The organism is Alphaproteobacteria bacterium US3C007, from assembly GCA_034423775.1.
Classification (GTDB): Bacteria; Pseudomonadota; Alphaproteobacteria; order Rhodobacterales; family Rhodobacteraceae; genus Thalassovivens; species Thalassovivens spotae.
In genome coordinates this window covers 2,697,838-2,722,697 of sequence record CP139918.1, presented here as the reverse complement: position 1 = coordinate 2,722,697, position 24,860 = coordinate 2,697,838, and the positions used below count along the sequence as shown (strand labels likewise).

Annotated in this window: 22 protein-coding genes; 13 read left to right on the top strand and 9 right to left on the bottom strand. The window is 53.7% G+C overall.

Features of this window, described 5'->3' with window-relative positions; genetic code table 11:
* Positions 1–93: 93 nt before the first annotated feature.
* The 4 genes from UM181_13005 (at position 94) to UM181_12990 (ending at position 5,252) form a co-directional block, all read left to right on the top strand.
* On the top strand, positions 94–1,344 hold the full coding sequence (locus UM181_13005; GenBank protein ID WQC62234.1) for a sarcosine oxidase subunit beta family protein: 1,251 nt from the start codon (positions 94–96) through the stop codon (positions 1,342–1,344).
* A gap of 107 nt (positions 1,345–1,451) precedes the next feature.
* On the top strand, positions 1,452–1,739 hold the full coding sequence (locus UM181_13000) for a sarcosine oxidase subunit delta (protein ID WQC62233.1): 288 nt from the start codon (positions 1,452–1,454) through the stop codon (positions 1,737–1,739).
* A complete protein-coding gene (locus UM181_12995) occupies positions 1,736–4,684 on the top strand; it encodes a sarcosine oxidase subunit alpha family protein (protein ID WQC62232.1) in 2,949 nt (982 codons plus the stop codon). Before UM181_13000 ends, UM181_12995 begins: the two co-directional genes overlap by 4 nt.
* Complete coding sequence (locus tag UM181_12990; protein WQC62231.1) at positions 4,677–5,252, top strand: sarcosine oxidase subunit gamma; 576 nt, start codon at positions 4,677–4,679, stop codon at positions 5,250–5,252. Before UM181_12995 ends, UM181_12990 begins: the two co-directional genes overlap by 8 nt.
* 88 nt (positions 5,253–5,340) lie before the next feature.
* Here UM181_12990 and UM181_12985 read toward each other — a convergent pair whose 3' ends face one another.
* Positions 5,341–6,684 carry an NAD(P)/FAD-dependent oxidoreductase gene (locus tag UM181_12985; protein ID WQC62230.1) on the bottom strand — a complete coding sequence of 448 codons (1,344 nt, stop codon included), beginning with the start codon at positions 6,682–6,684 and terminating at the stop codon, positions 5,341–5,343.
* A gap of 439 nt (positions 6,685–7,123) precedes the next feature.
* Here UM181_12985 and UM181_12980 point away from each other — a divergent pair, with 439 nt between their 5' ends.
* The 6 genes from UM181_12980 (at position 7,124) to glnT (ending at position 13,236) form a co-directional block, all read left to right on the top strand.
* Positions 7,124–8,524, top strand: a complete 1,401-nt coding sequence (locus UM181_12980; GenBank protein ID WQC62229.1) for an ammonium transporter — start codon at positions 7,124–7,126, stop codon at positions 8,522–8,524.
* Between the two features lie 21 nt (positions 8,525–8,545).
* Complete coding sequence (locus UM181_12975; protein ID WQC62228.1) at positions 8,546–8,734, top strand: hypothetical protein; 189 nt, start codon at positions 8,546–8,548, stop codon at positions 8,732–8,734.
* Positions 8,735–8,936: 202 nt separating this feature from the next.
* Complete coding sequence (locus UM181_12970) at positions 8,937–9,833, top strand: glutamine amidotransferase family protein (GenBank protein ID WQC62227.1); 897 nt, start codon at positions 8,937–8,939, stop codon at positions 9,831–9,833.
* Positions 9,834–10,517 (top strand): protein GlxC, encoded by a 684-nt coding sequence (locus UM181_12965; protein ID WQC62226.1) that lies wholly within the window; start codon positions 9,834–9,836, stop codon positions 10,515–10,517. It begins immediately after the preceding gene.
* An 8-nt stretch (positions 10,518–10,525) separates the two neighbouring features.
* Complete coding sequence (locus UM181_12960; protein WQC62225.1) at positions 10,526–11,872, top strand: FMN-binding glutamate synthase family protein; 1,347 nt, start codon at positions 10,526–10,528, stop codon at positions 11,870–11,872.
* 47 nt (positions 11,873–11,919) lie between these two features.
* Positions 11,920–13,236, top strand: a complete 1,317-nt coding sequence (gene glnT, locus UM181_12955; GenBank protein WQC62224.1) for a type III glutamate--ammonia ligase — start codon at positions 11,920–11,922, stop codon at positions 13,234–13,236.
* 81 nt (positions 13,237–13,317) lie between these two features.
* On the opposite strand, the gene UM181_12950 is transcribed toward glnT, so the two are convergent.
* Genes UM181_12950 through UM181_12925 form a run of 6 tightly spaced genes read right to left on the bottom strand, consistent with a single transcriptional unit; the run spans position 13,318 to position 20,459 of the window.
* On the bottom strand, positions 13,318–14,103 hold the full coding sequence (locus UM181_12950) for a carnitinyl-CoA dehydratase (protein ID WQC62223.1): 786 nt from the start codon (positions 14,101–14,103) through the stop codon (positions 13,318–13,320).
* Positions 14,084–16,144 carry an acetate--CoA ligase family protein gene (locus UM181_12945; protein WQC62222.1) on the bottom strand — a complete coding sequence of 687 codons (2,061 nt, stop codon included), beginning with the start codon at positions 16,142–16,144 and terminating at the stop codon, positions 14,084–14,086. The genes UM181_12950 and UM181_12945 overlap by 20 nt, the downstream gene beginning before the upstream one ends.
* Positions 16,145–16,174: 30 nt before the next feature.
* The gene (locus UM181_12940; GenBank protein WQC62221.1) at positions 16,175–17,335 is read right to left on the bottom strand and encodes an acyl-CoA dehydrogenase family protein; all 1,161 of its coding nucleotides are present in this window, start codon (positions 17,333–17,335) and stop codon (positions 16,175–16,177) included.
* The gene (locus tag UM181_12935) at positions 17,332–18,747 is read right to left on the bottom strand and encodes a carnitine 3-dehydrogenase (GenBank protein ID WQC62220.1); all 1,416 of its coding nucleotides are present in this window, start codon (positions 18,745–18,747) and stop codon (positions 17,332–17,334) included. Before UM181_12935 ends, UM181_12940 begins: the two co-directional genes overlap by 4 nt.
* 33 nt (positions 18,748–18,780) lie before the next feature.
* Complete coding sequence (locus UM181_12930; protein ID WQC62219.1) at positions 18,781–19,542, bottom strand: SDR family oxidoreductase; 762 nt, start codon at positions 19,540–19,542, stop codon at positions 18,781–18,783.
* Between the two features lie 5 nt (positions 19,543–19,547).
* Positions 19,548–20,459 carry a 3-keto-5-aminohexanoate cleavage protein gene (locus tag UM181_12925; protein WQC62218.1) on the bottom strand — a complete coding sequence of 304 codons (912 nt, stop codon included), beginning with the start codon at positions 20,457–20,459 and terminating at the stop codon, positions 19,548–19,550.
* An 80-nt stretch (positions 20,460–20,539) separates the two neighbouring features.
* Here UM181_12925 and UM181_12920 point away from each other — a divergent pair, with 80 nt between their 5' ends.
* Positions 20,540–21,526, top strand: coding sequence for a helix-turn-helix domain-containing protein (locus UM181_12920; GenBank protein ID WQC62217.1), 987 nt, complete (start codon positions 20,540–20,542; stop codon positions 21,524–21,526).
* Here the strand turns inward: UM181_12920 and UM181_12915 are convergent.
* Together UM181_12915 and UM181_12910 are read right to left on the bottom strand one after the other, a co-directional pair.
* On the bottom strand, positions 21,482–22,198 hold the full coding sequence (locus tag UM181_12915) for an RlmE family RNA methyltransferase (GenBank protein WQC62216.1): 717 nt from the start codon (positions 22,196–22,198) through the stop codon (positions 21,482–21,484). The genes UM181_12920 and UM181_12915 overlap by 45 nt on opposite strands.
* The gene (locus tag UM181_12910) at positions 22,198–23,310 is read right to left on the bottom strand and encodes a Ppx/GppA phosphatase family protein (protein ID WQC62215.1); all 1,113 of its coding nucleotides are present in this window, start codon (positions 23,308–23,310) and stop codon (positions 22,198–22,200) included. The genes UM181_12915 and UM181_12910 overlap by 1 nt, the downstream gene beginning before the upstream one ends.
* 297 nt (positions 23,311–23,607) lie before the next feature.
* Between UM181_12910 and UM181_12905 the strand changes: the two genes are divergently transcribed.
* Complete coding sequence (locus tag UM181_12905) at positions 23,608–23,904, top strand: virulence factor (protein ID WQC62214.1); 297 nt, start codon at positions 23,608–23,610, stop codon at positions 23,902–23,904.
* Between the two features lie 23 nt (positions 23,905–23,927).
* On the top strand, positions 23,928–24,860 hold the full coding sequence (locus UM181_12900) for a methylenetetrahydrofolate reductase (protein WQC62213.1): 933 nt from the start codon (positions 23,928–23,930) through the stop codon (positions 24,858–24,860).

The following is a 24,860-nucleotide window of genomic DNA, read 5'->3' as shown; positions in this document are numbered from 1 at the left end:
ATTTTTTCCATTTATTTATAATAAGCGTCCTTTTTAGAAAAGTATATGCAAAGTGATCCGGTAAGCTGGTATTGGAACAAAGGTGTTGTCAGCATGAATTATTCCGCATTCAAAATTCTAACGCAGGGATTGACTGGAAATAAAGGTTGGAAACCTGCTTGGCGGGATCCAAAGCCGAAAGACAGATATGACGTTGTGATCGTGGGCGGTGGCGGCCACGGGCTATCGACGGCGCATTATCTGGCCAAGACCTACGGGATCACCAATGTTGCAGTGTTAGAAAAAGGCTGGCTTGGCTCGGGCAATATAGGGCGCAACACAACAATTATCCGCTCAAATTACATGCTGCCGGGCAACGAACCCTTTTACGAATTGTCATTGAAGCTCTGGGAGGGCCTTGAACAAGATTTTAATTATAATGCGATGGTCAGCCAACGCTCGATCCTCAATCTGTTTCACTCTGATCCACAACGCGACGCGTTTGTGCGCCGCGCCAATGCGATGATGTTGGCCGGAGCAGATGCGGAATTGGCCGATCAGCAGCAATTGCGGCGCGAACTTCCCTTTTTGGATTTTGACAATGCGCGGTTTCCCATCAAGGGTGGGCTGTACCAAAGACGGGGCGGCACCGTGCGCCATGACGCCGTGGCCTGGGGCTACGCGCGCGGCGCTGATAGCCGAGGCGTAGATATCATTCAGAATTGCGAAGTCACCGGGTTTCACATTGAAAACGGCCAATGCAGCGGGGTGGAAACATGTCAAGGGCCCATCAAAGCGCGCAAGGTGGCCGTTTGCGTGGCCGGATCATCCAGCCGCGTGATGGCCCAAGCCGGCATGCGCCTGCCAATCGAAAGCCACGTGTTGCAAGCGTTTGTCACCGAAGGTCTGAAACCCACCCTGCCCGGCGTGATCACCTTTGGTGCCGGCCATTTTTACGTGAGCCAATCTGACAAGGGCGGGTTGGTCTTTGGTGGTGATATTGACGGCTATAACACCTATGCCCAGCGCGGCAATTTACCGGTGGTTGAAGATGTGGCTGAGGGCGGAATGGCGATCATGCCGATGATCGGGCGGGCGCGTTTGTTGCGCAGCTGGGGCGGCATTATGGACATGTCTATGGATGGTTCGCCCTTTATCGACAAAACCCATATTGACGGGCTCTATTTCAATGGCGGCTGGTGCTATGGCGGGTTTAAAGCCACCCCGGCCAGTGGCTTATGCTATGCCCATTTGCTCGCGACTGATGCCCCCCACCCTGTCGCAACAGAGCTGCGCCTTGATCGGTTCAAACGCGGCCATTTGATCGATGAAAAGGGCCAAGGCTCACAACCGAATTTACACTAACCCCAGCACCGAAGCGTTGAACTTGAAATGATTATATACCCGCAATACCGCTTTCCTTTCTTACCCGCGCTCGAGCTTAGCAGCAGAGCGCGCGCAGGAGATTTTTCATGATTATCAACCACCCACTGCTGGGCCCGCGCGACGCAGCCGAATTTGTCTATTTGGGCGATGCAAGCCTGATCGACCGGCCTGATCCAAATGCAGCAGATGCCGCCGATCGGTTTTTTGAATATGGCTATCTGCGCGATAATCCGGCCGGGATGCATGAGGAACTTTGGTATCATGAACAAGGCGACCGGTCTTGGCTGGTGGTCACCCGCGACACGCTGACCCATGACATCACAGCGGTTCGATTGGCCCGCGATGTCGCAAAAGAAAGAGGCCGCAGCAAATGAAACAAATTCGTCGTATCGCGGGTGGTTTTATCGATCGCAAAACACCCTTAAGTTTTGAGTTTAATGGCCGGCGCTTTGAAGGCTATCAGGGTGACACGCTGGCCTCAGCATTGATCGCGAATGGCCAAACGCTGGTGGGGCGCAGTTTTAAATACCACCGCCCGCGCGGTATCTTTAGCGCCGGCTCTGAGGAACCAAACGCTTTGGTTGAACTGCGCAAAGGTGCCTTTCAAGAGCCGAATACCAGGGCCACCACTGTCGAGTTATTCGACCAGCTCAGCGCGAAAAGCCAAAATCATCGTGGCTCTTTAGAGTTCGATCTGATGGCCTTTACCGATTATCTATCGCCATTTTTAAGCGCCGGGTTTTATTATAAAACCTTCATGTGGCCCAAATTTGCATGGGAAAAACTGTATGAACCAGCCATTCGCGCGGCGGCTGGCTTGGGCAGTCTGTCTTTAGAAGACGATCCAGACATTTATGACAAAGGGTTTTTGCATTGTGATCTTTTGGTTATCGGCGCGGGTCCTAGTGGTTTGGCCGCTGCGCGCGCCGCCGCGTTCAGCGGGGCACAGGTTATTCTGGCAGATGAAGATTTCCGAGGGGGGGGGCGGCTCAACAGCGAAACCTTCGAGGTTGATGGAAAAAAGGGGGCGGATTGGGCGCAGGCGCTCTGGCAAGAGCTGGCAAGCCTGCCCAATGTAAGGCTGATGTCGCGCACCACAATCTATGGGGCCTATGATCACGGCATTTATGGCGCGCTTGAGCGCCGCACCGACCACTTGCCCCATTCTGGGGGAAAACCCCGGCAAATCCTGTGGCGCATCTATTCAAAGCGCGCCGTTTTGGCCGCGGGCGCAACGGAACGCCCGATTGCCTTTGGCAATAATGATCGCCCCGGTATTATGCTTGCGGGCGCGGTGCGCAGCTATGTAAACCGGTTTGCTGCCACACCGGGAAAGCGGATCAGCATCTTTACAAATAATGACGATGGGTGGCGCACAGCGCGCGATCTCAGCGCTCAGGGCGTGTCGGTGGCTGCGGTTATTGACAGCCGGGATATTGCGCCATTGACCGACATTCCACATGCTAAGATTGTCATGGGCGCAGGCGTGATGGACACATCCGGACGCAAGGCTTTGAAAGAGATCACCCTAACAACCGGCCAGAGGATTACGACAGATTGCTTAGCCGTTTCTGGTGGCTGGAACCCGAATGTCCATTTAACCTGCCATCAACGTGGCCGACCAAGCTGGGCAGAAGACATAAACGCGTTTGTACCCGGCAAACATCTTCCCTCAGGAATGCAGGTTGTGGGGGCCGCACAAGGCGATCTAACACTGTCGCAAGCGATGAGCGGCGCGCATCAAAAGGCCAAAGAGATGGTCAAAGATCTGGGCTTCACAGCCACGCGAAAAGCCGCACCCAAAGCCAGCGATGAAGCCAGCATGGGGGCCGCGTTCTGGCATGTCGGCGCTAGCAAAGCCCGCGCTTGGATAGATTTACAAAACGATGTGACGGTCAAGGATATTCGCCAATCCTATCAGGAAGGGTTTCGCTCGGTTGAACATCTCAAACGCTATACCACGCTGGGTATGGCCACGGATCAGGGCAAAACCTCCAACATACCGGCTTTGGCGATTATGGCGGAATGTACGGGCAAAACGATCCCAGAAACCGGCACCACGATTTTCCGCCCCCCCTACACGCCGGTGCCCATGGGCGCTTTGGCTGGGCGCGCGCGCGGCAAGGATTTCCGCCCCTATCGGCTGACCCCCAGCCATCGCTGGGCCACAGAAAATGGCGCGACCTTCGTGGAAACAGGGAATTGGTTACGCGCCCAATGGTATGCTCGCCCCGGGGAAAAAGGCTGGCGCGACAGCGTTGATCGCGAAGTAGAAATGACCCGAGCGTCGGTGGGCATTTGCGATGTCACAACTTTAGGAAAAATTGATATCCAAGGCAAAGACGCTGCCCTGTTTTTAAACCAGGTTTACACCAATGCCTTTCTGAAACTGCCCGTGGGCAAAGTGCGTTATGGGCTGATGCTGCGCGAAGACGGCATCGCTTATGATGATGGCACAACAGCTCGGTTGGGCGAAAACCATTTTGTGATGACCACCACGACGGCCAATGCCGTCTTGGTCTTTCGGCGCTTAGAATTTGCGCGGCAATGCCTGTGGCCTGAGCTTGATGTTCATATGATTTCCAGCACGGATGCTTGGGCGCAATTTGCGGTAGCCGGGCCGAATTCGCGCGCGCTGTTGCAAAAGCTCGTCGATAAACCGTTCGATTTATCAAATGAAGGCTTCGGCTTCATGGCTTGCGCGGAAACAACCGTCTGCGGCGGCACGCCAGCCCGTTTGTTCAGAATTTCTTTTTCGGGTGAATTGGCCTTTGAAATCGCCGTGCCCGCGCGCTTTGGCACTGCAATGATGGACTGCTTGATGCAAGCGGGGCAGGAATTTGACGCCGTGCCTTATGGCACCGAAGCGCTTGGGGTGATGCGAATCGAAAAAGGCCATGCCGCGGGCAATGAATTAAACGGGCAAACATCAGCGTTGAATTTGGGGCTGGGCGGATTTGTCAGCGCCAAGAAGGATTGCATCGGCAAAACCCTGTCTCAACGTCCGGAAATGAACCGCGAGGATGCGATCCGCCTTGTCGGGTTTAAACCCGTAGATCAAAGCCAAGCGCTGTCTGCAGGGGCGCATTTCATTGCGCTGAGTGACGCAGCAACAATGGCCAATGATCAAGGCTGGATGTCGTCGGTGGCCTACTCACCAGTTTTGGGGCATTCGATCGGCTTGGGCTTTATAAAGGCGGGACATGAACGCATGGGAGAAGTGGTGCGCGCGGTCAACCCGGCCCAGAAGAAAGAGGTGCAAGTAAAGATCGTATCGCCTCATTTCTATGATCCGGATGGAGGACGGCAACGTGGCTGAGTATAGATTAACCTCGGAAGAATTTCTTAACGGCTATCAAGCACAATTTGGACCAATCAGCCTGCGCGAGATCAGCGATATATGCATGGTCTCGATGGCGGTTCCCTTGGCAGAGGAGCAAGCCGTGCAAAAGGCTTTGAAAGCAGGCTTTGGTATCGATATGCCCGATATTGGGCAGAGCCAATGCGCGGCACCACTGGACTCGCGGGTGCTACGCATGGGATTGGATCAGATGTTTGTGCTTTTCCCGCGAGCGCAGAATATCGGGCGCGCGGAGCAACAGATTAAAACCCTGATGACAAGCGCCGTTTATACAACAGATCAAAGCCATAATTGGGTTGGTTTGGAAATATCCGGACCTGGGTGCCGCAGCGCGCTTGAGCGCATTTGTCCAATTGATTTGCACCCCGAGCGGTTCGCGATTGACGCGGTTGCGCGCACGCAGATGGAGCATCTGGGCACAATAATTTTATGCGTGGATCACGAAACCTATTGGCTGTTTTCGGCCAGTTCATCGGCAAAATCGTTTTTACATGCGCTCGAAACATCGATCCACAACGTTCAATGAGGCAAAACGCAAGTGCACAAAGCGCTGCGGAGGCAGAAGAACAAGGCTCTTTCGAAGAAGCAAAGACGCCTTGCCTGGCTAAAACCTTTCAGCTTTGAAGATAGCTTTCCAATGAATCATCCAGAGCCTCTTTCCAGGGCGTGTGATGAACCAGTGCCATTTTCCCAGTGATCACCGACTTGTAGCCATTATCACGGAAACCCATAATATCCTGACCCTTATGCGCCTTCCATTGGAAAAACGCCTCGCAGGCGCCATCAACATCGAAATCTGGGTAATCGGTTTCGCCAATCAACTCTTTCACGTAATCCCCCTGATAGGCGATTGCATATTTTGCATCATCGCTGCGCTCTTCGCGCGCCTCCCGCTCGGCCACATCTGCCAGCAAACGGGCTTTATCCTGAGGTATCACAAGCCGCCCCATAATCGCATCCCTTACCCACCATGCTTGAGCGTCAAACATATTAAAAGTGAACCATTGATCCTGCATGCCAAGGTAAAATAATTTCGGGTTATGGACCCAAGCCACCCCTTTATAAAGATCAGCTGCAGCCAGCCGGTTGGCCGTGACCAAACGCAAATCATCCGGCAGGAAATTAAAGAAATGCTTGTAACCCGTGCATAGAATGATTGCATCAACCTCGCGACTGCTGCCATCAATGAAATATGCAGTTTTGCCCTCTACGCGCTTTAGCGCGGGCACTTCTTGCCAATTTTTGGGCCAATCAAACCCGATCGGCGCGGTTCGATGCGCCACAGTCACCGAGCGGCAGCCATATTTCCAACATTGCGATCCAATATCCTCTGCAGAATAAGAAGTGCCCAAAATTAAGATATCCTGATCGGTGAATTCGCGCGCATCTCTGAAATCATGCGCGTGCAAAATCCGCCCGTTAAAGCTTTCAAACCCCTCATAATACGGCATATTTGGTGTTGAAAAATGACCCGAAGCCACCACCACGTGATCGAAGAGCTCAGTATAGCTGCTGTCCTTTTCATGATCATGGGCAGTGACGTGAAATTTTTCGCTGGCAGGATCGTAAGACACCCAACGGATCACCGTGTTAAAGCGGATCCAATCTTTGACCCCAGCGGCGTTTACGCGACCCTCGATATAATCAAACAAAACGGCACGCGGAGGGTAAGAAGCAATGGATCGACCAAAATGCGCATCAAAACTATAATCCGAGAATTCAAGGCCCTCTTTGGGCCCATTTGACCAAAGATAGCGATACATTGAGCTATGGCAGGGCTCGCCATTTGCGTCCAGACCAGTGCGCCAATCATAGGCCCATAAACCACCCCACGTGGCCTGTTTTTCGAAGCAGACCACCTCTGGAATTTCAGCGCCTGTGGTGGCGGCGGATTGAAATGCACGCAATTGTGCAAGCCCCGATGGCCCGGCTCCGATCACTGCGATACGTTTTTGCATGCATTCCTCACTTTTCCAGGCAGAGAGCCCTCGCCGATCACAGGTTCTGCCATCTCATTCTTATTCATTCGCGCCGCGATATTTTCCTCACAGCCCAGGAAACGCAAAACCAACTGCAATTTCAAGATCGTCAAAGCGGACAGAGCGCCACCTGCGGTTTTAAATCTCAAAAAATAATAAAAACAAATCTTTCAATAGCCTGCCCCCTTCCATAGAAACCTTCTAAAGCACTGAAAATAATTGCTATTAATTTTCTCATTCACTCTTCAGCCTCTAATTAATAAGGGCTTAGGCCCCAAAAACTATTCGTTAAAATAACCTGAAAATTTGCAATCATCAGCCACGCTTAGGCCCTGCTTAAGCGGCCAAACCGCAATGGCACATCAGAATGCCCGCGGAGCGGCACGGGAGCAAAATTAAAAAACGAAGGGAACAGATCGTGGAAGAACAAATTGCAGAATTGGCTGCGCAAGTTGCCGCTCTTCAAGCCAGCAGCAGCGTGACAAACACGATGTTTGCAGAAGCCTATTATTATTTAACGATTCCGCTAATGATCATCATTCACGCGGGATTTCTCGCCTATGAAATGGGCGCCTCTAGAATGAAAAATGTGCTCTCTTCAGGCGTTAAAAACATTCTGGCTTTTGCCTTTATGATTCCCACTTTCTACTTCTTTGGTTGGTGGATTTATTGGGCGTTTCCAACCGGTCTCAGCCTATCTATGGGCGCCATGGAAATTTCCGGCGCCGAATATGCAAGCTCAATCGCTTTGGGTTGGGGGGATGGCGCGGCCGCTATGGGGCCAAATATTGCCGATCAAGCCTCGGGCGTTTTCTTTGGCGCCTTCGCGCTGTTTGCCTGCACCACGGCCTCTATCATGTCCGGCGCGGTGATCGAGCGTATTCAAACGGTGGGTTTCACCATTCTGGCGATCGTTCTCGGTTCTTTTGCTTGGGTGGTTGCGGCGGCCTGGGGCTGGCACGCGGATGGCTGGCTGGTCACGCAATGGGGGCTACATGATTTTGGCGCGGCAGGCCTTGTACACGCAGTGGCAGGCTTCTTCGCGCTTGGCGTTTTGGTGAATCTTGGACCCAGAATTGGCAAATTCAACGCCGATGGCAGCGCCAATCACATCGCTGGACATAACATGCCGATGACGGTGACGGGCTTGATGTTGATTATCGTTGGCTTCTGGGGCTTTTTGATGGCCTGCGTGATTGTGCCCGGCGAAGGTTGGTCGTGGTATGAAAACGCACCGGCAACGATTTATGGCACGCCGATCACGCTTTCAGCTTTGGCCTTCAACATCCTAATGGGCATTGCCGGCGGGATTATTGGTGCTTGGATTTACACCAAAGATCCGTTCTGGATGATGTCTGGCGCGCTGGCCGGTATTATTTCGGTGGCCTCGGGCTTGGATATCTATTTCCCGGGTCTGGCCTTTATCATCGCCTTTGCCGCAGGTGTTATTCTGCAGCCTTGCGCGAATATTCTTGAGCGGATGGGGATAGATGATGCGGTTGGCGCTGTCACCGTGCATGGCACGATCGGCCTCTTTGGTTTGATTATGCTGGGGGTCTTTGCCAGTGGATATCCCGCTTTAGATGCCTTTATGGGCGATGCCGTACGGCCTACCATTTCGCTGACGGGGCAAATCGTGGGTGCGGTTGTGTTCTTCTTGCTGGGCTTTGTCCCGGGTTATGTGGTGTCCTTGATCCTCAAAGGGTTGGGTATGCTGCGCACTCCGGAAGCGGCAGAACTGGCCGGGCTTGATCCTGTTAAAGTGCCTGCTCAGGGCTATCCAGAGGGCATTCCTGCCTCTGCGCCCGCATCCAATTGATCTAGAAAAGGGAGAAAAACAATGGGTTTTCCATATGACACCGGCGATTGGTCGGGGATCTTTGCCGAAGGTGCAAGCGGCGTGATGTTTACCGGATGGGGCGGCAGCGCGCCAGGCTGGTATACATTGATTGCGGTCATCATTTGCATTGTGGTTTTGGTGATGGGCAACAGCTCTGAAGCGCAAAAATACAAAAACGCCGAAAAATAGAGGCCGACATAAAAGAATTGGGCAGGCTTATGCAAGCCTGCCCTTTTTTGTGCAGAAATTTTATGCAAATTCTCTGTTTTTTGAAACAAGCTCCAATCAAGACTGGAAACATATAATTTTCTTACTAAAGTATTTTGCAGGGGCCCGGTTGCAGCCAAAAATTGCAACGCAGTAACTTACGACAGACTCATAGGATTATATAATGTGCGGAATTGTTGGGCTTTTCTTAAAAGACCCCTCGCTGGAAGCTGCGTTGGGGCGCATGCTCACGGATATGCTCGTCACTATGTCGGATCGCGGGCCCGACAGCGCAGGGATCGCCATCTATAGCGAGGCTGTGGAGGATCGCGCCAAAATCACCATCCAATCTGCACACCCGGATCAAGATTTTGCCGCCCTAGAGGCAGATTTCAAATCAACCTTCCAGCAGCCGCTAGCTTTGCAGCGCAAAAACAGCCATGCGGTTTTTGAAATTGTGCAAAACCAGGTCGGTGAGCTCCGCGCCCGAATTCGCCGGGCTCATCCCGGCATCAGAGTTATGAGCACGGGCGATAATATCGAGATTTACAAAGATATTGGCCTCCCGAAAAGCGTTGCAGAGCGGTTTGATATCCCGCTGATGAAAGGCACCCACGGCATTGGCCATACAAGAATGGCCACCGAAAGCGCGGTGACCACGATGGGCGCCCACCCCTTTAACACCGGCCCGGATCAATGCTTGGTGCATAATGGATCCTTGTCCAACCACAATTCGCTGCGCCGTCAATTGCAGCGCGAAGGCGTGGTGATCGAAACCGAAAATGACACCGAAGTAGGCGCGGCCTATTTGACTTGGAAAATGCAAAACGGCAGCTCGTTGGGCGAAGCGCTGCAAAGCAGCCTTGATGATCTGGACGGGTTTTTCACCTTTGTCGTTGGCACCAAGGATGGGTTTGGCGTGCTGCGCGATCCGATTGCCTGCAAACCGGCGGTGATGGCCGAAACCGATCAATATGTTGCCTTCGGCTCGGAATATCGGGCTTTGGTGAATTTACCCGGAATAGCCGACGCCCATATTTGGGAGCCGGAGCCCGCAACTGTCTATTTTTGGACCCATTAAATGCAGATAATCGATCTAGACCAAACAGACCTGCGACAGGCCAATGCGCAGTTGCAAAATCAAAACACCGCCACCAAGCTCACAGCGTGGCAGATCTTAAACCCCAAAGGCGCCCACGCGATTGCGGTTGGATTAGACGCACCAATTGACGTCACGGTTGAGGGCTCAACCGGCTATTATTGCGCAGGAATGAACAAACAGGCGCGTCTGCGCATTAATGGCTCTGTAGGCCCGGGCGTTGCGGAAAATATGATGTCCGGCACGGTGATTATTGAGGGCGATGCCAGCCAGTATGCAGGGGCAACGGGCCATGGGGGGCTTTTGGTGATCAAAGGCAATGCCTCCTCTCGCTGCGGGATCTCTATGAAGGGGATTGATATCGTGGTGCATGGCAATATCGGACATATGTCGGCCTTTATGGGGCAATCCGGCACAATGGTTGTCTGCGGTGACGCGGGCGAAGCGCTTGGCGATAGCCTATATGAGGCAAAGCTGTTCGTGCGCGGGGCAGTTAAATCCTTAGGTGCGGATTGTATAGAAAAAGAGATGCGGCCCGAAGATTTGGCGGAAGTGCAGGCTTTGCTTGAGCGCGCCGAAAGCACGGCCAAACCCAGCGAGTTCAAGCGCTATGGATCGGCGCGCAAACTCTATAATTTTGACGTCGATCATGCCGGCGATTATTAAGGTGAAGAATGAACAAACCCCCTGAAACCGCGGCAACGCCGCGCACCGAACCGATACAATCCGCCACATTTACGCCGGCGGTAAACGCCGAAATCCGCCGCGCTGCGGCGACCGGTATTTATGACATACGCGGCGGCGGCGCAAAACGCGCGGTTCCCCATTTTGACGATCTTTTATTCTTGGGTGCTTCGGTCTCTCGCTACCCTTTAGAGGGCTACCGTGAAACCTGCGATACCTCGGTTACATTGGGCACGCGCTACGCGCAAAATCCGATTAAACTGGATATTCCGATCACCATCGCGGGGATGAGCTTTGGCGCCCTATCTGGGCCTGCAAAAGAAGCGCTGGGGCGCGGCGCCACAGCAGCGGGAACTTCAACCACCACCGGCGATGGCGGCATGACAGCAGAAGAGCGCGGGCATTCTGATAAGCTGGTCTATCAATATTTGCCTTCGCGCTATGGAATGAACCCCGACGATCTGCGCAAAGCCGATGCAATTGAAATGGTGGTCGGGCAAGGGGCGAAACCCGGCGGTGGCGGAATGCTTTTGGGCCAAAAAATATCGGACCGCGTGGCCGATATGCGCAATCTGCCAAAGGGTATTGATCAGCGCTCAGCCTGCCGGCACCCCGATTGGACCGGCCCCGATGATCTTGAAATCAAGCTGACCGAACTGCGCGAAATCACCCAATGGAAAATACCGATTTATGTAAAGATAGGCGCAACCCGCCCGTATTTTGATACAACTCTTGCCGTGAAAGCAGGGGCAGATGTTGTGGTGATTGACGGGATGCAAGGCGGCACAGCGGCCACGCAGGATGTGTTCATCGAACATGTCGGCCTGCCCACTTTGGCCTGCATTCGCCCGGCGGTAAAAGCGCTGCAAGATCTGGGGATGCACCGAAAAGTTCAATTGGTCGTCTCGGGCGGAATTCGCAATGGCGCGGATGTCGCCAAAGCCATGGCGCTGGGGGCAGATGCTGTTTCCATCGGAACCGCCGCTTTGATTGCGCTGGGCGATAATGATCCCAAATGGGAGGCCGAGTATCAGGCATTGGGCACCACAGCGGGCGCCTATGATGATTGGCATGAGGGCAATGACCCTGCTGGCATCACAACCCAAGATCCCGAACTGATGGCCCGGCTGGACCCGATCGAAGCTGGCCGACGGTTAAAGAACTATCTTAAGGTTTTGACGCTCGAGGCACAAACCATCGCCCGCGCCTGCGGAAAAAACAATTTGCGCAATTTGGAACCCGAAGATCTCTGCGCCCTCACGATTGAAGCTGCCGCCATGGCTGGCGTACCGCTTGCCGGGACCAGCTGGATACCCGGCGCGGAGGCTCCATTTTAAACTCTTAAACTGCCAAGCCCCCTGTCACAGTCGAAAGGATAAAAAAGATGACCACTGATCTCGCCGCATTTGCAAAAGCAACAGGTGTCAAATATTTTATGGTGTCATTTACCGATCTTTTTGGCGGTCAGCGCGCCAAGCTGGTACCCGCGCAGGCCATCGCCGAAATGCAAGAGGATGGCGCCGGATTTGCCGGATTTGCAACCTATCTTGATATGACCCCCGCCCATCCTGATATGCTGGCGGTGCCTGATGCGTCTTCGGTTATTCAATTGCCGTGGAAGCCAGAGGTGGCTTGGGTGGCCGCGAATTGCGTGATGGAGGGCGAAGATGTCGCGCAGGCCCCGCGCAACGTGCTGCGCAAGCTTATTGATCGGGCTGCAGATCAGGGGTTGCATGTGAAAACCGGCATTGAGGCTGAATTCTTTTTACTCACGCCACAGGGCGATCAAATCAGCGATCCGTTCGATACCGCCGCAAAACCCTGCTATGATCAACAAGCTGTGATGCGCCGCTATGAGGTGATCCGCGAAATTTGCGATTATATGTTAGAATTGGGCTGGGGCCCCTATCAAAACGATCATGAAGACGCCAATGGCCAATTCGAAATGAATTGGGAATTCGATGACGCGTTAAAAACCGCCGATAAGCACAGCTTTTTCAAATTCATGGCCAAATCCGTTGCAGAAAAGCACGGTCTGCGCGCCACCTTCATGCCAAAACCCATTGAAGGGCTCACCGGCAATGGCTGCCATGCCCATATTTCGGTTTGGGATGGTGCCGGCAATGCGGCAAAAACAAATGTTTTTGCCGATGATGCGATGGATCTGGGCCTGTCGCAATCTGGGCGGCACTTTTTGGGTGGCATTATGAAACATGCCAGCGCATTGGCCGCAATTACCAACCCCACGGTCAACAGCTACAAGCGAATCAATGCGCCGCGGACGATGTCGGGGGCCACTTGGGCACCCAATACCGTAACATGGACCAGCAATAACCGCACCCATATGGTGCGCGTGCCCGGGCCTGGCCGGTTTGAGCTGCGTCTACCGGATGGAGCCGCCAACCCCTATTTATTGCAAGCCGTGATTATTGCCGCTGGTCTGGATGGGGTGAGCACCAATGCCGATCCAGGCAAACGCTATGACATTGATATGTATGCCGAAGGGCATAAGGTGCGCGGTGCCCCGCGCCTGCCTTTGAACCTGTTGGACGCATTGCGTGAATTTAACAAGAATAAAGGCTTAAAATCGATGTTGGGAGATGAGTTTTCAGCCGCTTATTTGAAGTTAAAGCATCAGGAATGGGATGCATTCGCCGCGCATTTTTCAACCTGGGAAAAAGAGAATACGCTGGATATCTGACCCAAACTGCCGCAAACGCAACAGCCCCGGATCCCGCCTGATCAGCCTAAGAATGATTTGACGCCTAACGCGGGTTTGCCTTTATTTGCCTTTCCATATGGGATCGCGCTTTTCTGCAAACGCGCGCGCCCCCTCCAATTGATCTTCGGATGTATACAGCCTCTCAACCGTTTCAAATTGTGACTGCGTGATTTTATTCAGACAATCTTGAAATTTCATATCTTCCGCCTCGCGCACCACCTCTTTGATCGCGGCGTAAACCAAGGGCGGACCCGAGGCCAAAAGATCGGCGAGATCACGCGCCTTTTGCATCAGATCTTCTTTGGGATAAAGATGGTTGATCAAGCCCCATCGCGCGGCCTCTTCGGCCTCTAACCACCGTCCGGTCAACAACATTTCCATCGCGATATGATAGGGGATGCGTTTGGGCAGCTTGATACTGGCCGCATCGGCGATGGTACCGCTGCGAATTTCGGGCAGCGCAAAGCGGGCATGATCTGCGGCCAATATCAGATCGCAAGACAGGGCAATTTCCAATCCGCCCCCGCAACAAATACCGTTCACCGCGCAGATCACCGGTTTGTTCAACCCGCGCAATTCTTGCAGGCCGCCAAAGCCCCCCACGCCATAATCACCATCAACCGCATCGCCCTCTGCCGCCGCTTTTAAATCCCAGCCCGGGCAAAAAAACTTATCATGCGCTGATGTTAAAACCGCCACGCGCAAGTCAGGGTCATCGCGAAAGCTTTTAAACACCTCTCCCATAATCCGGCTGGTGGCCAGATCAATCGCGTTGGCTTTTTGGCGGTCAATAGTCACCTCTAACACATGGCCACGCCGCGAGGTTTTAATCGGAGTCTGTGTCATCTAACTGTCCTATTCTGATCAATGCATCCGCCGCAATCGCCGCGTTTGGCGTCACAATAAGCGGGTTGATTTCAACTTCTTCGATCTGATCTTTATGCGCAAGCACATAGTCCTGAAGCGCCAAAACAGCAGCAATCACCGCGGCCCGGTTGCCACTTGGCCTGCCCCGAAAGCCCCGAAGAATTTTGTTAACTTTCAAGCTGTCCAGCGCATGCTCAACATCCTGTGCGGTCACCGGCAACAATAAGGACGCACTGTCTTCCAGCAGCTCAGTCAGCACACCGCCAGCTGCCAGCGTTAACAAAAACCCATGCGCCGGATCGCGCACAACCCCGAGCAATAGCTCTACCACCGCCCCCTGCACCATATTTTCGATCAGAAAACTGCCCTGCGGCATCTCAGACAAGGCGCGCTGAACCTCTTTCAGATTGCCAAGGTTCAAATGCACTGCATTTGCTTCCGATTTATGCGCCAAGCCCATGGTTTTCAAAACGACGGGAAAGCCAAGCCCTTCCGCTTCCCGCTCGACCGTGGCCGCGGAAGCCACCAGCGCACCTGCCGGGATTAAAACCCCGAATTTGGCAAGATCTTGCTTGGCCTGCGCCTCAGAGATCAGCTGGATGCGGCGCGGCGGTGCGCCTAAAACAAGGGGCGGCGGCAGATGCGGTAGGTGCCGGCGGCCGATAAAGGCCGCCACTTCGATTGCGCAGAGCGCCTCGGGCAAGCCGCGCAACGCAACAACAGCGCCGCCGGATAGGTCTAAGGCCAACGCTTCAGGGATATTTTCTGGAAAGCTGCCCAGAAGGACCACTGGCTTGCCGCTCGTCTTAGCGGCCGCGCGCGCAGCAGCAATCACGCAGCGCCAAGCCGAGGGGTCGCATAGATCAGAGCGGGGGAAATCAACGATCACGCAAGCCAGCGCCACATCACCGCTGAGGATTGCCGCAAACGCCGCCGTCATGCGCGCCTCATCGCCCCAAATATAAGTGTGGTAATCCAGAGGGTTGGCCAGAGACACCATTGGCCCCAAAGCAGCGCGCAACCCGCTAAGCTGCTGCCCATCAAGAGGTGGAAATACCACATCATAGTCCAAAGCAGTATCGGCAATCAGGCTGGCCTCGCCCCCCGAACAGGAAAGCGAAGCGATATGATGGCTCGTAAGTGGCCCAATCTGGTTTAGCAGCACCAAAGTTTCGACCAATTCGGGCAACGAGCGCACTTGCCCAATGCCCAGCCGCGCAAGCAACGCATCGCCCGCCGCAGCATCGCCCGCAAGCGAGGCGGTATGCGATAAAGTGGCCGCCTGCGCTTGCAGCGAGCGGCCAACTTTTAACGCAACAATGCCTTTTCCAAGGCGCCGCGCCTCTGCCGCCAAAGCTTCAAACGCCCGCAAATCTCCCACGCCTTCAATATGCAACCCCAAGGCGGTGACACGCGCATCGCGCAGCAAGGCCAGACCAATTTCTGACATCCCGATCTGCGCCTGATTGCCAACCGTCACCGCATAGGCAATTGGCAGGCCACGCTGCTGCATGGTGATATTAATCGCAATATTTGAGCTTTGCGTGAGGATGGCCACACCCGAATTCACACGCACCCCACCATGCTGATCAGGCCAGAGCGCAGCCCCCTCAAGATAATTTACAAACCCATAACAATTGGGCCCGATGAAGGGCATCTCGCCCGCGGCCTGAAGCAAAGCCTCTTGCAAGGCCTCTCCATCTTCGGTTTCGTTTTGCGCCTCTAAGAACCCGGAGGCAAAGCAAACCGCGCCCCCTGCCCCCAATGCAGACAATTTGCCAAGACAGTCGATGGTTGCATGGCGGTTTACCCCGATAAACACGGCATCAGGCGCCATCGGCAGATCTGAAATATCCTGAAATGCTGATAAACCTGCAAGCGTTTGAGCAGAGGGATGTACCGGAAAAATCGGTCCCTCAAAGCCTATTTTCTGGCATTGCGCAATGACCGATCGCCCCCAGACGCCGCCGCCAATCACAGCGATGGATTTCGGGTTTAACAATCGATTGAGATCCTGCAATTTATCCCCCTTGCCTTATCTCAAAGCAACCTAAGCATTTAATGGGCGCAACAAATCGCGGCTGATGATATGGCGCTGAATTTCCGACGTGCCATCCCAAATCCGCTCAACGCGGGCATCGCGCCAAAACCGTTCGATTGGGAAATCGCTCATCAAGCCCATACCGCCAAATATTTGCAGCGTGGTATCGGTGACGCGCGCCAGCATTTCGCTGGCATAAAGCTTCGCGCTGGCAATTTCGCGGTTTGCGGGCAGCCCTTGATCCAGCCGCCATGCAGAGGCCAAGGTCAGCCAATCGGCCGCGTCGATCTCGGTGATCATATCAGAAATTTGAAAACTTACGCCCTGAAATTTCCCAATCTGTTGCCCGAATTGTTTGCGTTCAGCAGCATAGTTTAATGCATATTCAAAGCACCGGCGGGCGCGCCCAACCGCCATCGTGGCCACCGTGATTCGCGTTGCATAAAGCCATTCATTCATAACCGAAAATCCGCCATCGACTTCACCCAACACTTGCGCATCTGGCAATCGGCAATTGTCAAACTCCAAAATCATATTTTTATATCCGCGATGGCTGACCGATTTATAGCCCTCGCGAATGGTGAAACCGGGAGTGCCCCGATCCACTAAGAATGTGGTGATGCGTTTCTTTGGGCCCCGCGGCGTTTCATCCACCCCTGTGGCAACAAATACAATAACAAAATCAGCATGTTCCGCGCCTGATATAAAGTGCTTATTGCCATTTAAAACCCAATCACCTCCCGCGCGCTGGGCGCTGCAGGCCATGCCGCGCACATCGGATCCTGCGCCCGGTTCAGTCATCGCCAGCGCATCCATTTTTTCGCCACGTATGGCGGGTCGCAGATAACGTTCCACCTGCGTGCCCTGACAAGCCATTAGGATATTTTGAGGGCGGCCAAAGAAATGCGTTAGCGCCATCGAGCCTCGGCCCAACTCGCGCTCGACCAAGGCAAAATCAACATGGGAAAGACCAGCTGCGCCCACAGATTCGGGAAAGTTGCACGCGTAAAAACCCATATCAATGGTTTTTTGTTTGATGTCCTGGGCGATTTCGCGGGGTACCTCTGCGCTTTGCTCGACCAGATCTTCATGCGGGTAAATCTCTTTTTCAACAAAGCTGCGCACCGTGTTGACGATCATCTCCTGCTCTTCGCTCAATCCAAAATTCATAAGCTTTGCTCCTTAAGCGCCAATTTCAACGCATTCAAACGATCCGCCACCTCGGGCAAAGGCGCGCATGATTTTCGGGTGCTCAGGCTGACATGCAGCATGAATTGCTCGCAGCTTGCTAAGGTCGTACCATCATCGGCGCGCATAAAATGGCGCAGCTTCAATTTTTTGCCCTCGGCAAGCAAAACCTCGCTTTCAACGTAGATATGCTGCCCGGCATGGGCTTCTTGCAGATATTTCACAGTGGTTTCGGCGGTAAAATAGCTATGCCCAGCGGCGATATATGCAGCATCGGCCCCGATCGAAATCATAAAACTATCCGCAGCATCGGAAAACACTTGCCCGTAGCGCCCCTCATTCATATGGCCATTGTAATCCGTCCAATCAACGGGGATCACCCGCGATACGCTGCGCAGTTTCGTCGCGGGCTTAAACTTGGGCTGTAGATTACGATCATGTTTGCCAATCAAAGCCCCAGCGGCATTGCCCTGCTGCTTAAGGCTGCGCAAAATCGCCACCAAATTGTTATCGCGTTTGCGCTCTAAAGCGCGGATCGACAAATTCCCCGATTGGGCGTCAGATTGATCGGCAATTTGTTGAACCAACTCATCTGTCAATTCGGGCACATCCATCAATTTGGTCCAAGGCCAATCGAGGCATGGCCCAAACTGGGCGATAAAATGCGCCATGCCCTCTTCACCGCCCGCAATCCGATACGTCTCAAAAAGCCCCATCTGCGCCCAGCGCAATCCAAACCCATAGCGAATAGCATTGTCAATTTCTTCTGTCGTGGCGATCCCATCTTTGATCAACCACAAGCCCTCGCGCCAAACAGCCTCTAAAAAACGATCGGCAATATGCGCATCAATTTCCTTGCGCACCAGCAAAGGAAACATGCCCAGCGCGGTTAGATGCGCCTGCGCTTGGGCAATATGCGTTGTGCCACTGCGGGGGCTAGGAACAAGTTCAATCAAAGGCAGCAAATAGACAGGGTTAAACGGATGGGCGACAACTATTTGATCTGGAAAATCTGATTTTTCTTGCAATTCAGACGGCTTATACCCCGATGTTGAAGAACCTATGATAGCGTTTTGCAAACAGTATTTTTGAATATCTGAAATCACATTATGCTTAATCTCGAGCCGCTCAGGAACGCTTTCTTGGATCCAATCCGCAGCACTGACCGCCTGCTCGATGGTTTTGCAGATCGTCAATTCACCTTCTTTGGGTAAATCCCGCTCATAAAGCATTGGCAATGCGTGGCGGGCATTTTCCAAAACGGCGGCAATTTTGCGCTCAGCCTGTGGATCGGGATCAAATAAATTGACGTTCCAGCCATTCAGTAAAAAGCGCGCAAGCCAACCGCCGCCAATCACTCCACCGCCGATTATTGCTGCCGTTTTCTGAACCATTTCACATATTCCCCTTGCCTGCGCGCCTTTGCGCTAAACCATACTTTCGGTATGCCCATCCACCGCCAAGGCCTGACCAGTCACCTGTCGGGCTGCCTCTGAGCTTAGGAACACCGCCATATCGGCAATATCTTCTGGGCTGACGAAACGCCGCAACGACACGCCCTGGCTATATTGCTGGCGTATCTCTTCTAGACTGCGCGCGGTTGCGTTTGCCTCGATCTCAAGCACATGCTGCATGCGATCGCCCTCCACCGCGCCGGGGCAGATCGCATTTACCCGCACGCCGCTGGGGCCAAGCTCCATCGCCAATGTTTTGGTTAGGCCAATCAAGCCCCATTTTGCCGCCACATAGGGGCTGCGCATGGGGACGCCATGCAGCCCAGAACTTGACGACATAAACAAGATCACGCCCGCGCCCTGCGCGCGCATCATCTCTGAGGCCCAACGCGCACCCAGAAAAGCACCGTTTAAATTTACCGACAGACAGGCTTGCCACGCGTCATATTGCAATTCGTCAAGCGGCCCTGCCGGCCCGCCCGTGCCCGCATTGCTGATAAAAATATCAACCCCCGCGAAACGTTCCGTTACCTGTGCAAAAAAGTGCTGCATTTGATCTTCGTCGGTCACATCAGCCAATGCCGTTATAGCATTTGGAAGCGCCTCTTGCGCTGCGGCCAGATGCGCGGGCGAGCTGTCGCACAGCGCCACCTGATCGCCCAGATCAGAAAATCGTTTGGCCATCACCAAGCCAATGCCAGAAGCTGCCCCGGTCAGCACAACCCGCCGTGCCATCTACGCTAGCCCCGCGGGGCGCGTTTGATCAGCCCAAGCTTTTCACGCAAAGCTGCAGGTCCCATCACGCGGGCACCCATATTTTCAATTATGGTCTTTGCGCGCTCGACCAATTGATAATTCTCAGCCAAAACGCCTTTTTCCAGCCATAAATTATCTTCCAGCCCAACGCGTACATTGCCCCCGGCCAGCACCGCCGCTGCCACATAAGCCATTTGGTTGCGGCCTAAAGAAAACGCGCTGAACGTCCAATCATCGGGAACATTATTCACCATAGCCATAAACGTATTAAGATCATCAGGCGCGCCCCACGGCACCCCCATACATAATTGAACCAAAGCTTGTGGGGCCAGCGCGCCATCCTGTACCAGCTGTTTGGCATACCATAAATGCCCCGTATCGAAGGCCTCTATTTCGGGCTTTACGCCCAGTTCGCTCATCCGGCGCGCCATTGCCTGCAACATCCCCGGGGTATTGGTCATCACGTAATCGGCTTCGGCAAAATTCATTGTGCCGCAATCTAAGGTGCATATTTCGGGCAGGCATTCAGCAATATGCGCAATGCGTTCTTCGGCCGACACCATATCGGTGCCCTGTTGCAACGGCAAAGGCGCCGAAGCATCCCCGAACACGATATCCCCGCCCATCCCCGCGGTCAGGTTCAACACCATATCAACCTCCGAGGCGCGGATGCGCTCGGTCACCTCGCGATAAAAGGCCAGGTTGCGGCTAGGCGCACCGGTTTCAGGATCGCGGACATGACAATGCACCACTGCCGCCCCTGCGCGGGCAGCTGCAATGGCGCTATCGGCGATTTCCTGCGGGCTGCGCGGCACATGGTGGCTGCGATCTTGCGTGGCGCCTGATCCAGTAACGGCGCATGTGATAAACACGTCACGATTCATTGTAAGCGGCATATCAAATCCCTTATCGCTTGATCCAAGTCCAACAATACGCGCTGGCAGCCCGTTTATATTTGCCTTAAACGACAAATATTATGCAGAAATGGTCAAAACATCCTGCTGCTGCGATCAAAGTGGCCTTCGTTTTATTCGACCAGTTTTCCAATATGTGTTTGGCAAACTGTCTTGAGCCCATGCGCGCAGCCAATACGCTTGCGCATCAGCGTGTGTTCGACTGGAGCTTTCTGACGCTGGATGGCGCGGCAGTGCACACCTCAAGCGGATTGCCGATTCTGCCCCAAGGACAGTTGAAAGATCTTGAATTCGTCGATTATTTATTTGTGCTGTCAAGCTATCAGCATCACCTGCATGACGACGCAAAAACCCGTAAAGCGCTGCGCAATGCCGCAGGCCAATGCAAAGTAATGATTGGTTTGGACACAGCCCCCTGGCTGATGGCCGCCGCAGAGCTTTTAGAGGGCCGGCGGGCCACGATTCATTGGGATGTTTTGGAAAGCTTTGCCGAAAAATTCCTGAGCGTAGACAGTGTGCGCCACCGCGTTGTGAAGGATGGCAACCGGATCACCTGCGCAGGCGCGATGGCCAGCTTTGACTTAACGCGTCAGATCATTCAAAGCCATCTTGGCAATTCTATGGTGCTGGATATCGATGCCCTGATGCTACGCGATGATCCGTTTCCCGCCTTACAAAACACCCAAAGCCAACGCGCGGGCACGCCCCTGCAGCGGGCGCTCGCTGTGATGCAAAACAATATCGAACGGCCCTTAACGCTTTCTCAAATCACCCAGAAGATCGCTTGTCCGCCCAAAACCCTTGAGCGCCAATTCAAAGCTCAATTGGGGGCAAGCCCAGGCCAGGCTTACCGGCATATACGTTTGAGCGTTGCCCGCCAATTGGTGGAAAGCACTTCGTTAACGATGGCTGAAATTGCCTTGCGCTGCGGCTATGAAAACCAATCGGCCCTGAGCCGGGCTTTTAAACAGCGTTTTGGTGCCAGCCCAAGCCAAATTGCCCAGTTAGGGCGCGCCGCGATAGCCCAAAGCCACGACAAATTTTTCTGAACTATCGGCTCGGCTGGCCGGTGGTTTGACATTGGCCACTTTGGTAAACCTTTGCTTAAGAAGCTTTTGCAACTCACCTTCCGCTCCGCCAGACAGCACCTTTGCCACGAAGGTTCCCCCTTCTTCCAAAACGTCAAAGGCAAAATAAGCAGCGGCCTCGCATAATGAAATAATCCGCAAATGATCCGTCTGCTTATGGCCGGAACTGGCCGCCGCCATATCCGACATCACAACATCCGCCGTGCCCCCAAGCCAGTCTTTGACCTTTAGATCAGCCTCTTCTTCCAAGAAATCCAGCTGATATATCTCAGCCCCCGCAACCGGCTCGACTTCTTGTAAATCTATGCCCAACACATAACCTGTGGGTTTGTTCTTTTTATCGCCCAACGCATTGACCCGCCGCGCCGCCACTTGGCACCAGCCCCCTGGCGCACATCCCAAATCAACAACCCGCACCCCAGGTTTCAAAAATCCGTATTTGTCATCAAGTTCTAAAATTTTAAACGCGGCGCGCCCCCGATATCCTTCGGATTGGGCTCTTTTTACGTAAGGATCGTTCAATTGCCGCTGCAACCAGCGCACCTGAGATACCGAGCGGCCGCGCGCCGATTTTACCTTCACCTTTAAATCACGCTGACCGCGCCCAGATGTATTTTTCTTGTCCTGATCCATTACAGCGGTGCATCCTCTAATACGCCATCGCGGCTCATTTGGGCGTATAATAAACCCTCGCGCAAACCGCGATCCGCAACTGAAAGACGCTCGGTTGGCCAACAGCGCAACAAAGCTTGCAGGATGGCCGATCCCGACATGATTAAAGCCTGCCGGTCGCTGCCGATACGCGGATCCAACTGCCGCCCGGCCGGGCCCAGCGCTAAGTAAGAATTGATCACACGGTCAATCTGATCCGAGGTCATGCGCAACCCATCCACTTTGGTTCGATCATAGCGCTTCAACCCAAGATGACTGGCTGCAACCGTCGTGACCGTGCCCGATGTGCCAATGATTTGAAATCCATCACGGGGTTGCTCATCGCGATAAGGGGCAAACTCTGCCAAGTTTTCTTCGAAAAACCAGCTCATCAATGCATAGCGGGCTGAATCGTCTTCAACATCATTGAATTGATCGCGCAATGTGGCAACGCCCAGCGGCACGCTTATCCAATCGACAACTTTCGCGGCGGCAAAGGGGCTTTCGGCCGGGTGAAAACCGGCGTGCAGCCGCATGATGGCCCGCGGCCGCTCGCGCTGTGGCACAGAAGATAAGTCAATCCAAACCAATTCGGTAGAGCCGCCGCCAATATCTACCACCAAAAGCTGCTCGGTTTTAGTGCTCACCAAGGGTGCACAGGAAATCACCGCCAACCGCGCTTCTTCTTCCGGCTCGATGATTTCCAGCTGCAAGCCCGCCTCGCGCTTCACCTGGCGGATAAACTCACGCGCATTGGCCGCGCGCCGACATGCTTCGGTGGCGACCAGTCGCATCCGCGTCACGCCATGCTGTTTCAACTTCAGCTGGCACACCCGAAGCGCGTGAATCGTGCGCTGCATTGAGCTGCGGCTAAGCCGGCCCGTTTTTTCCAAGCCCGTCCCCAATTGAACAGATTTGGAAAAGCTATCAACCACGTGAAACTGGCTGCCCTTGGGTTGGGCAATCAGCATCCGACAACTGTTCGTACCCAGATCCAAAGCGGCGTAAAGCTCGGTTGGGCTGGGCGGTATCGGCGCAGGGCTTTCTACCGGTTTCGGGAACGCGCCTGCACCTTTGAGACGCTTAGGCGCCATATCTGCGCCCTCCTAAATTTTTAAGTTAGCCCCACGATAGGCTGCATCCTGTGCCCCCGCAAGAGAGCAGTTAAAGTTTTTCGGATCAAGGCGCCGATATCCCGCAGCACGCCGGCTGAAAAGAACCGATAAATTCATATCTATCTTGTAAATTTTGAGGGCCAGAGAAACTGGTCTAGAGGGCGTTTTAAAAGTAAAAGCACAGAGGTCGCTGACAGCTGTGTAAAAGTCGAAAACCGACTTAAGAACCCAAGCCTAGTGTCATACACACAGCGCACCGAAAAGGAGGAATCATCCATGCCCGACGTCACCATAGTGTATTGGCGCGATATCCCAGCGCAAGTTATCGTGGGCAAAGGCCGCCGGGGCTGCAAACAACAGCTCAGCGAACGCTTTGAACAGGCGATCGACCGCGCAGCAATGAAAGGCGGATTGGCGGGCACGGATGACTATCTGGCCGAATGGCGCAAAAGCGCCCCCGAAGCGCGCGACGGCAACGCCGAAGAGATTGTTTTAGCCGAAGCGCAAGCGCTCGAAGAACAATATGACAAAACGCGATTAAAAGCGTTAATCGATAATGATGGCTGGGCGTAACACGCGCAAAACCCGAGGGTAAAATGGCTTTATTCAACTTTACAAAAAAACCAAACCAGACCGGCGTACTTAATCAAGATCTGGAAAGCTTTCTCGCAGATTATTCGATCGAGGTGATGCCCAGAACCGCCCAAAAGGTTGAAGATTTTCGGGCGATCCTGCCGCAAGAGACGCGGGTCTATATCGCGCATATCGAAGGTACGCCAATCGAAGACATGGTGGCCACCGCAGCGCGATTGGCAAAAGAAGGATTTGCGGTGATGCCGCATTTTCCAGCGCGGATCATCAAGGATAAAGCCACGCTGGAAAATTGGATCGCACAATATCAAGGCGAAGCGGGCGTAGATCAGGCCCTGCTGCTCGCCGGCGGCGTCACCACGCCTCATGGCGATTATGACAGCTCAATGCAGCTGCTTGAAACCGAGCTATTCGACAAAGCGGGGTTTAAACACCTGCACGTGGCCGGGCATCCTGAAGGCAATAAAGACATAGATCCCGATGGCAGCATGAAAAATGTCGAAGCCGCGTTGCACTGGAAGCAGGCCTTTTCACAAAGAACGGGCGCGCAGATGGCTTTGGCCACCCAATTTGCCTTTGAGGCCGGCCCGATTATCGAATGGGCAAACGCCATCAAAGACGCTGGCATTGATATTCCGATACATATCGGGATTGCAGGGCCGGCGAAATTACAAACCATGATAAAATTTGCGATCGCATGCGGCGTTGGGCCCTCGTTGAAGGTTCTTCAAAAGCGCGCAATGGATGTGACCAAGCTTTTGCTGCCCTATGAACCCACCGAAGTGTTAACGCAGCTTGCGCAGCACAAAGCAAAAAATCCAGATTTTAACATTACCAACGTTCATATCTTCCCGCTGGGTGGAATAAAAACAAGCGCCACTTGGGTAACCGAACATGGCGGAAAATCGGGCATACCAGCCCAAATCGTGGAAGGATAA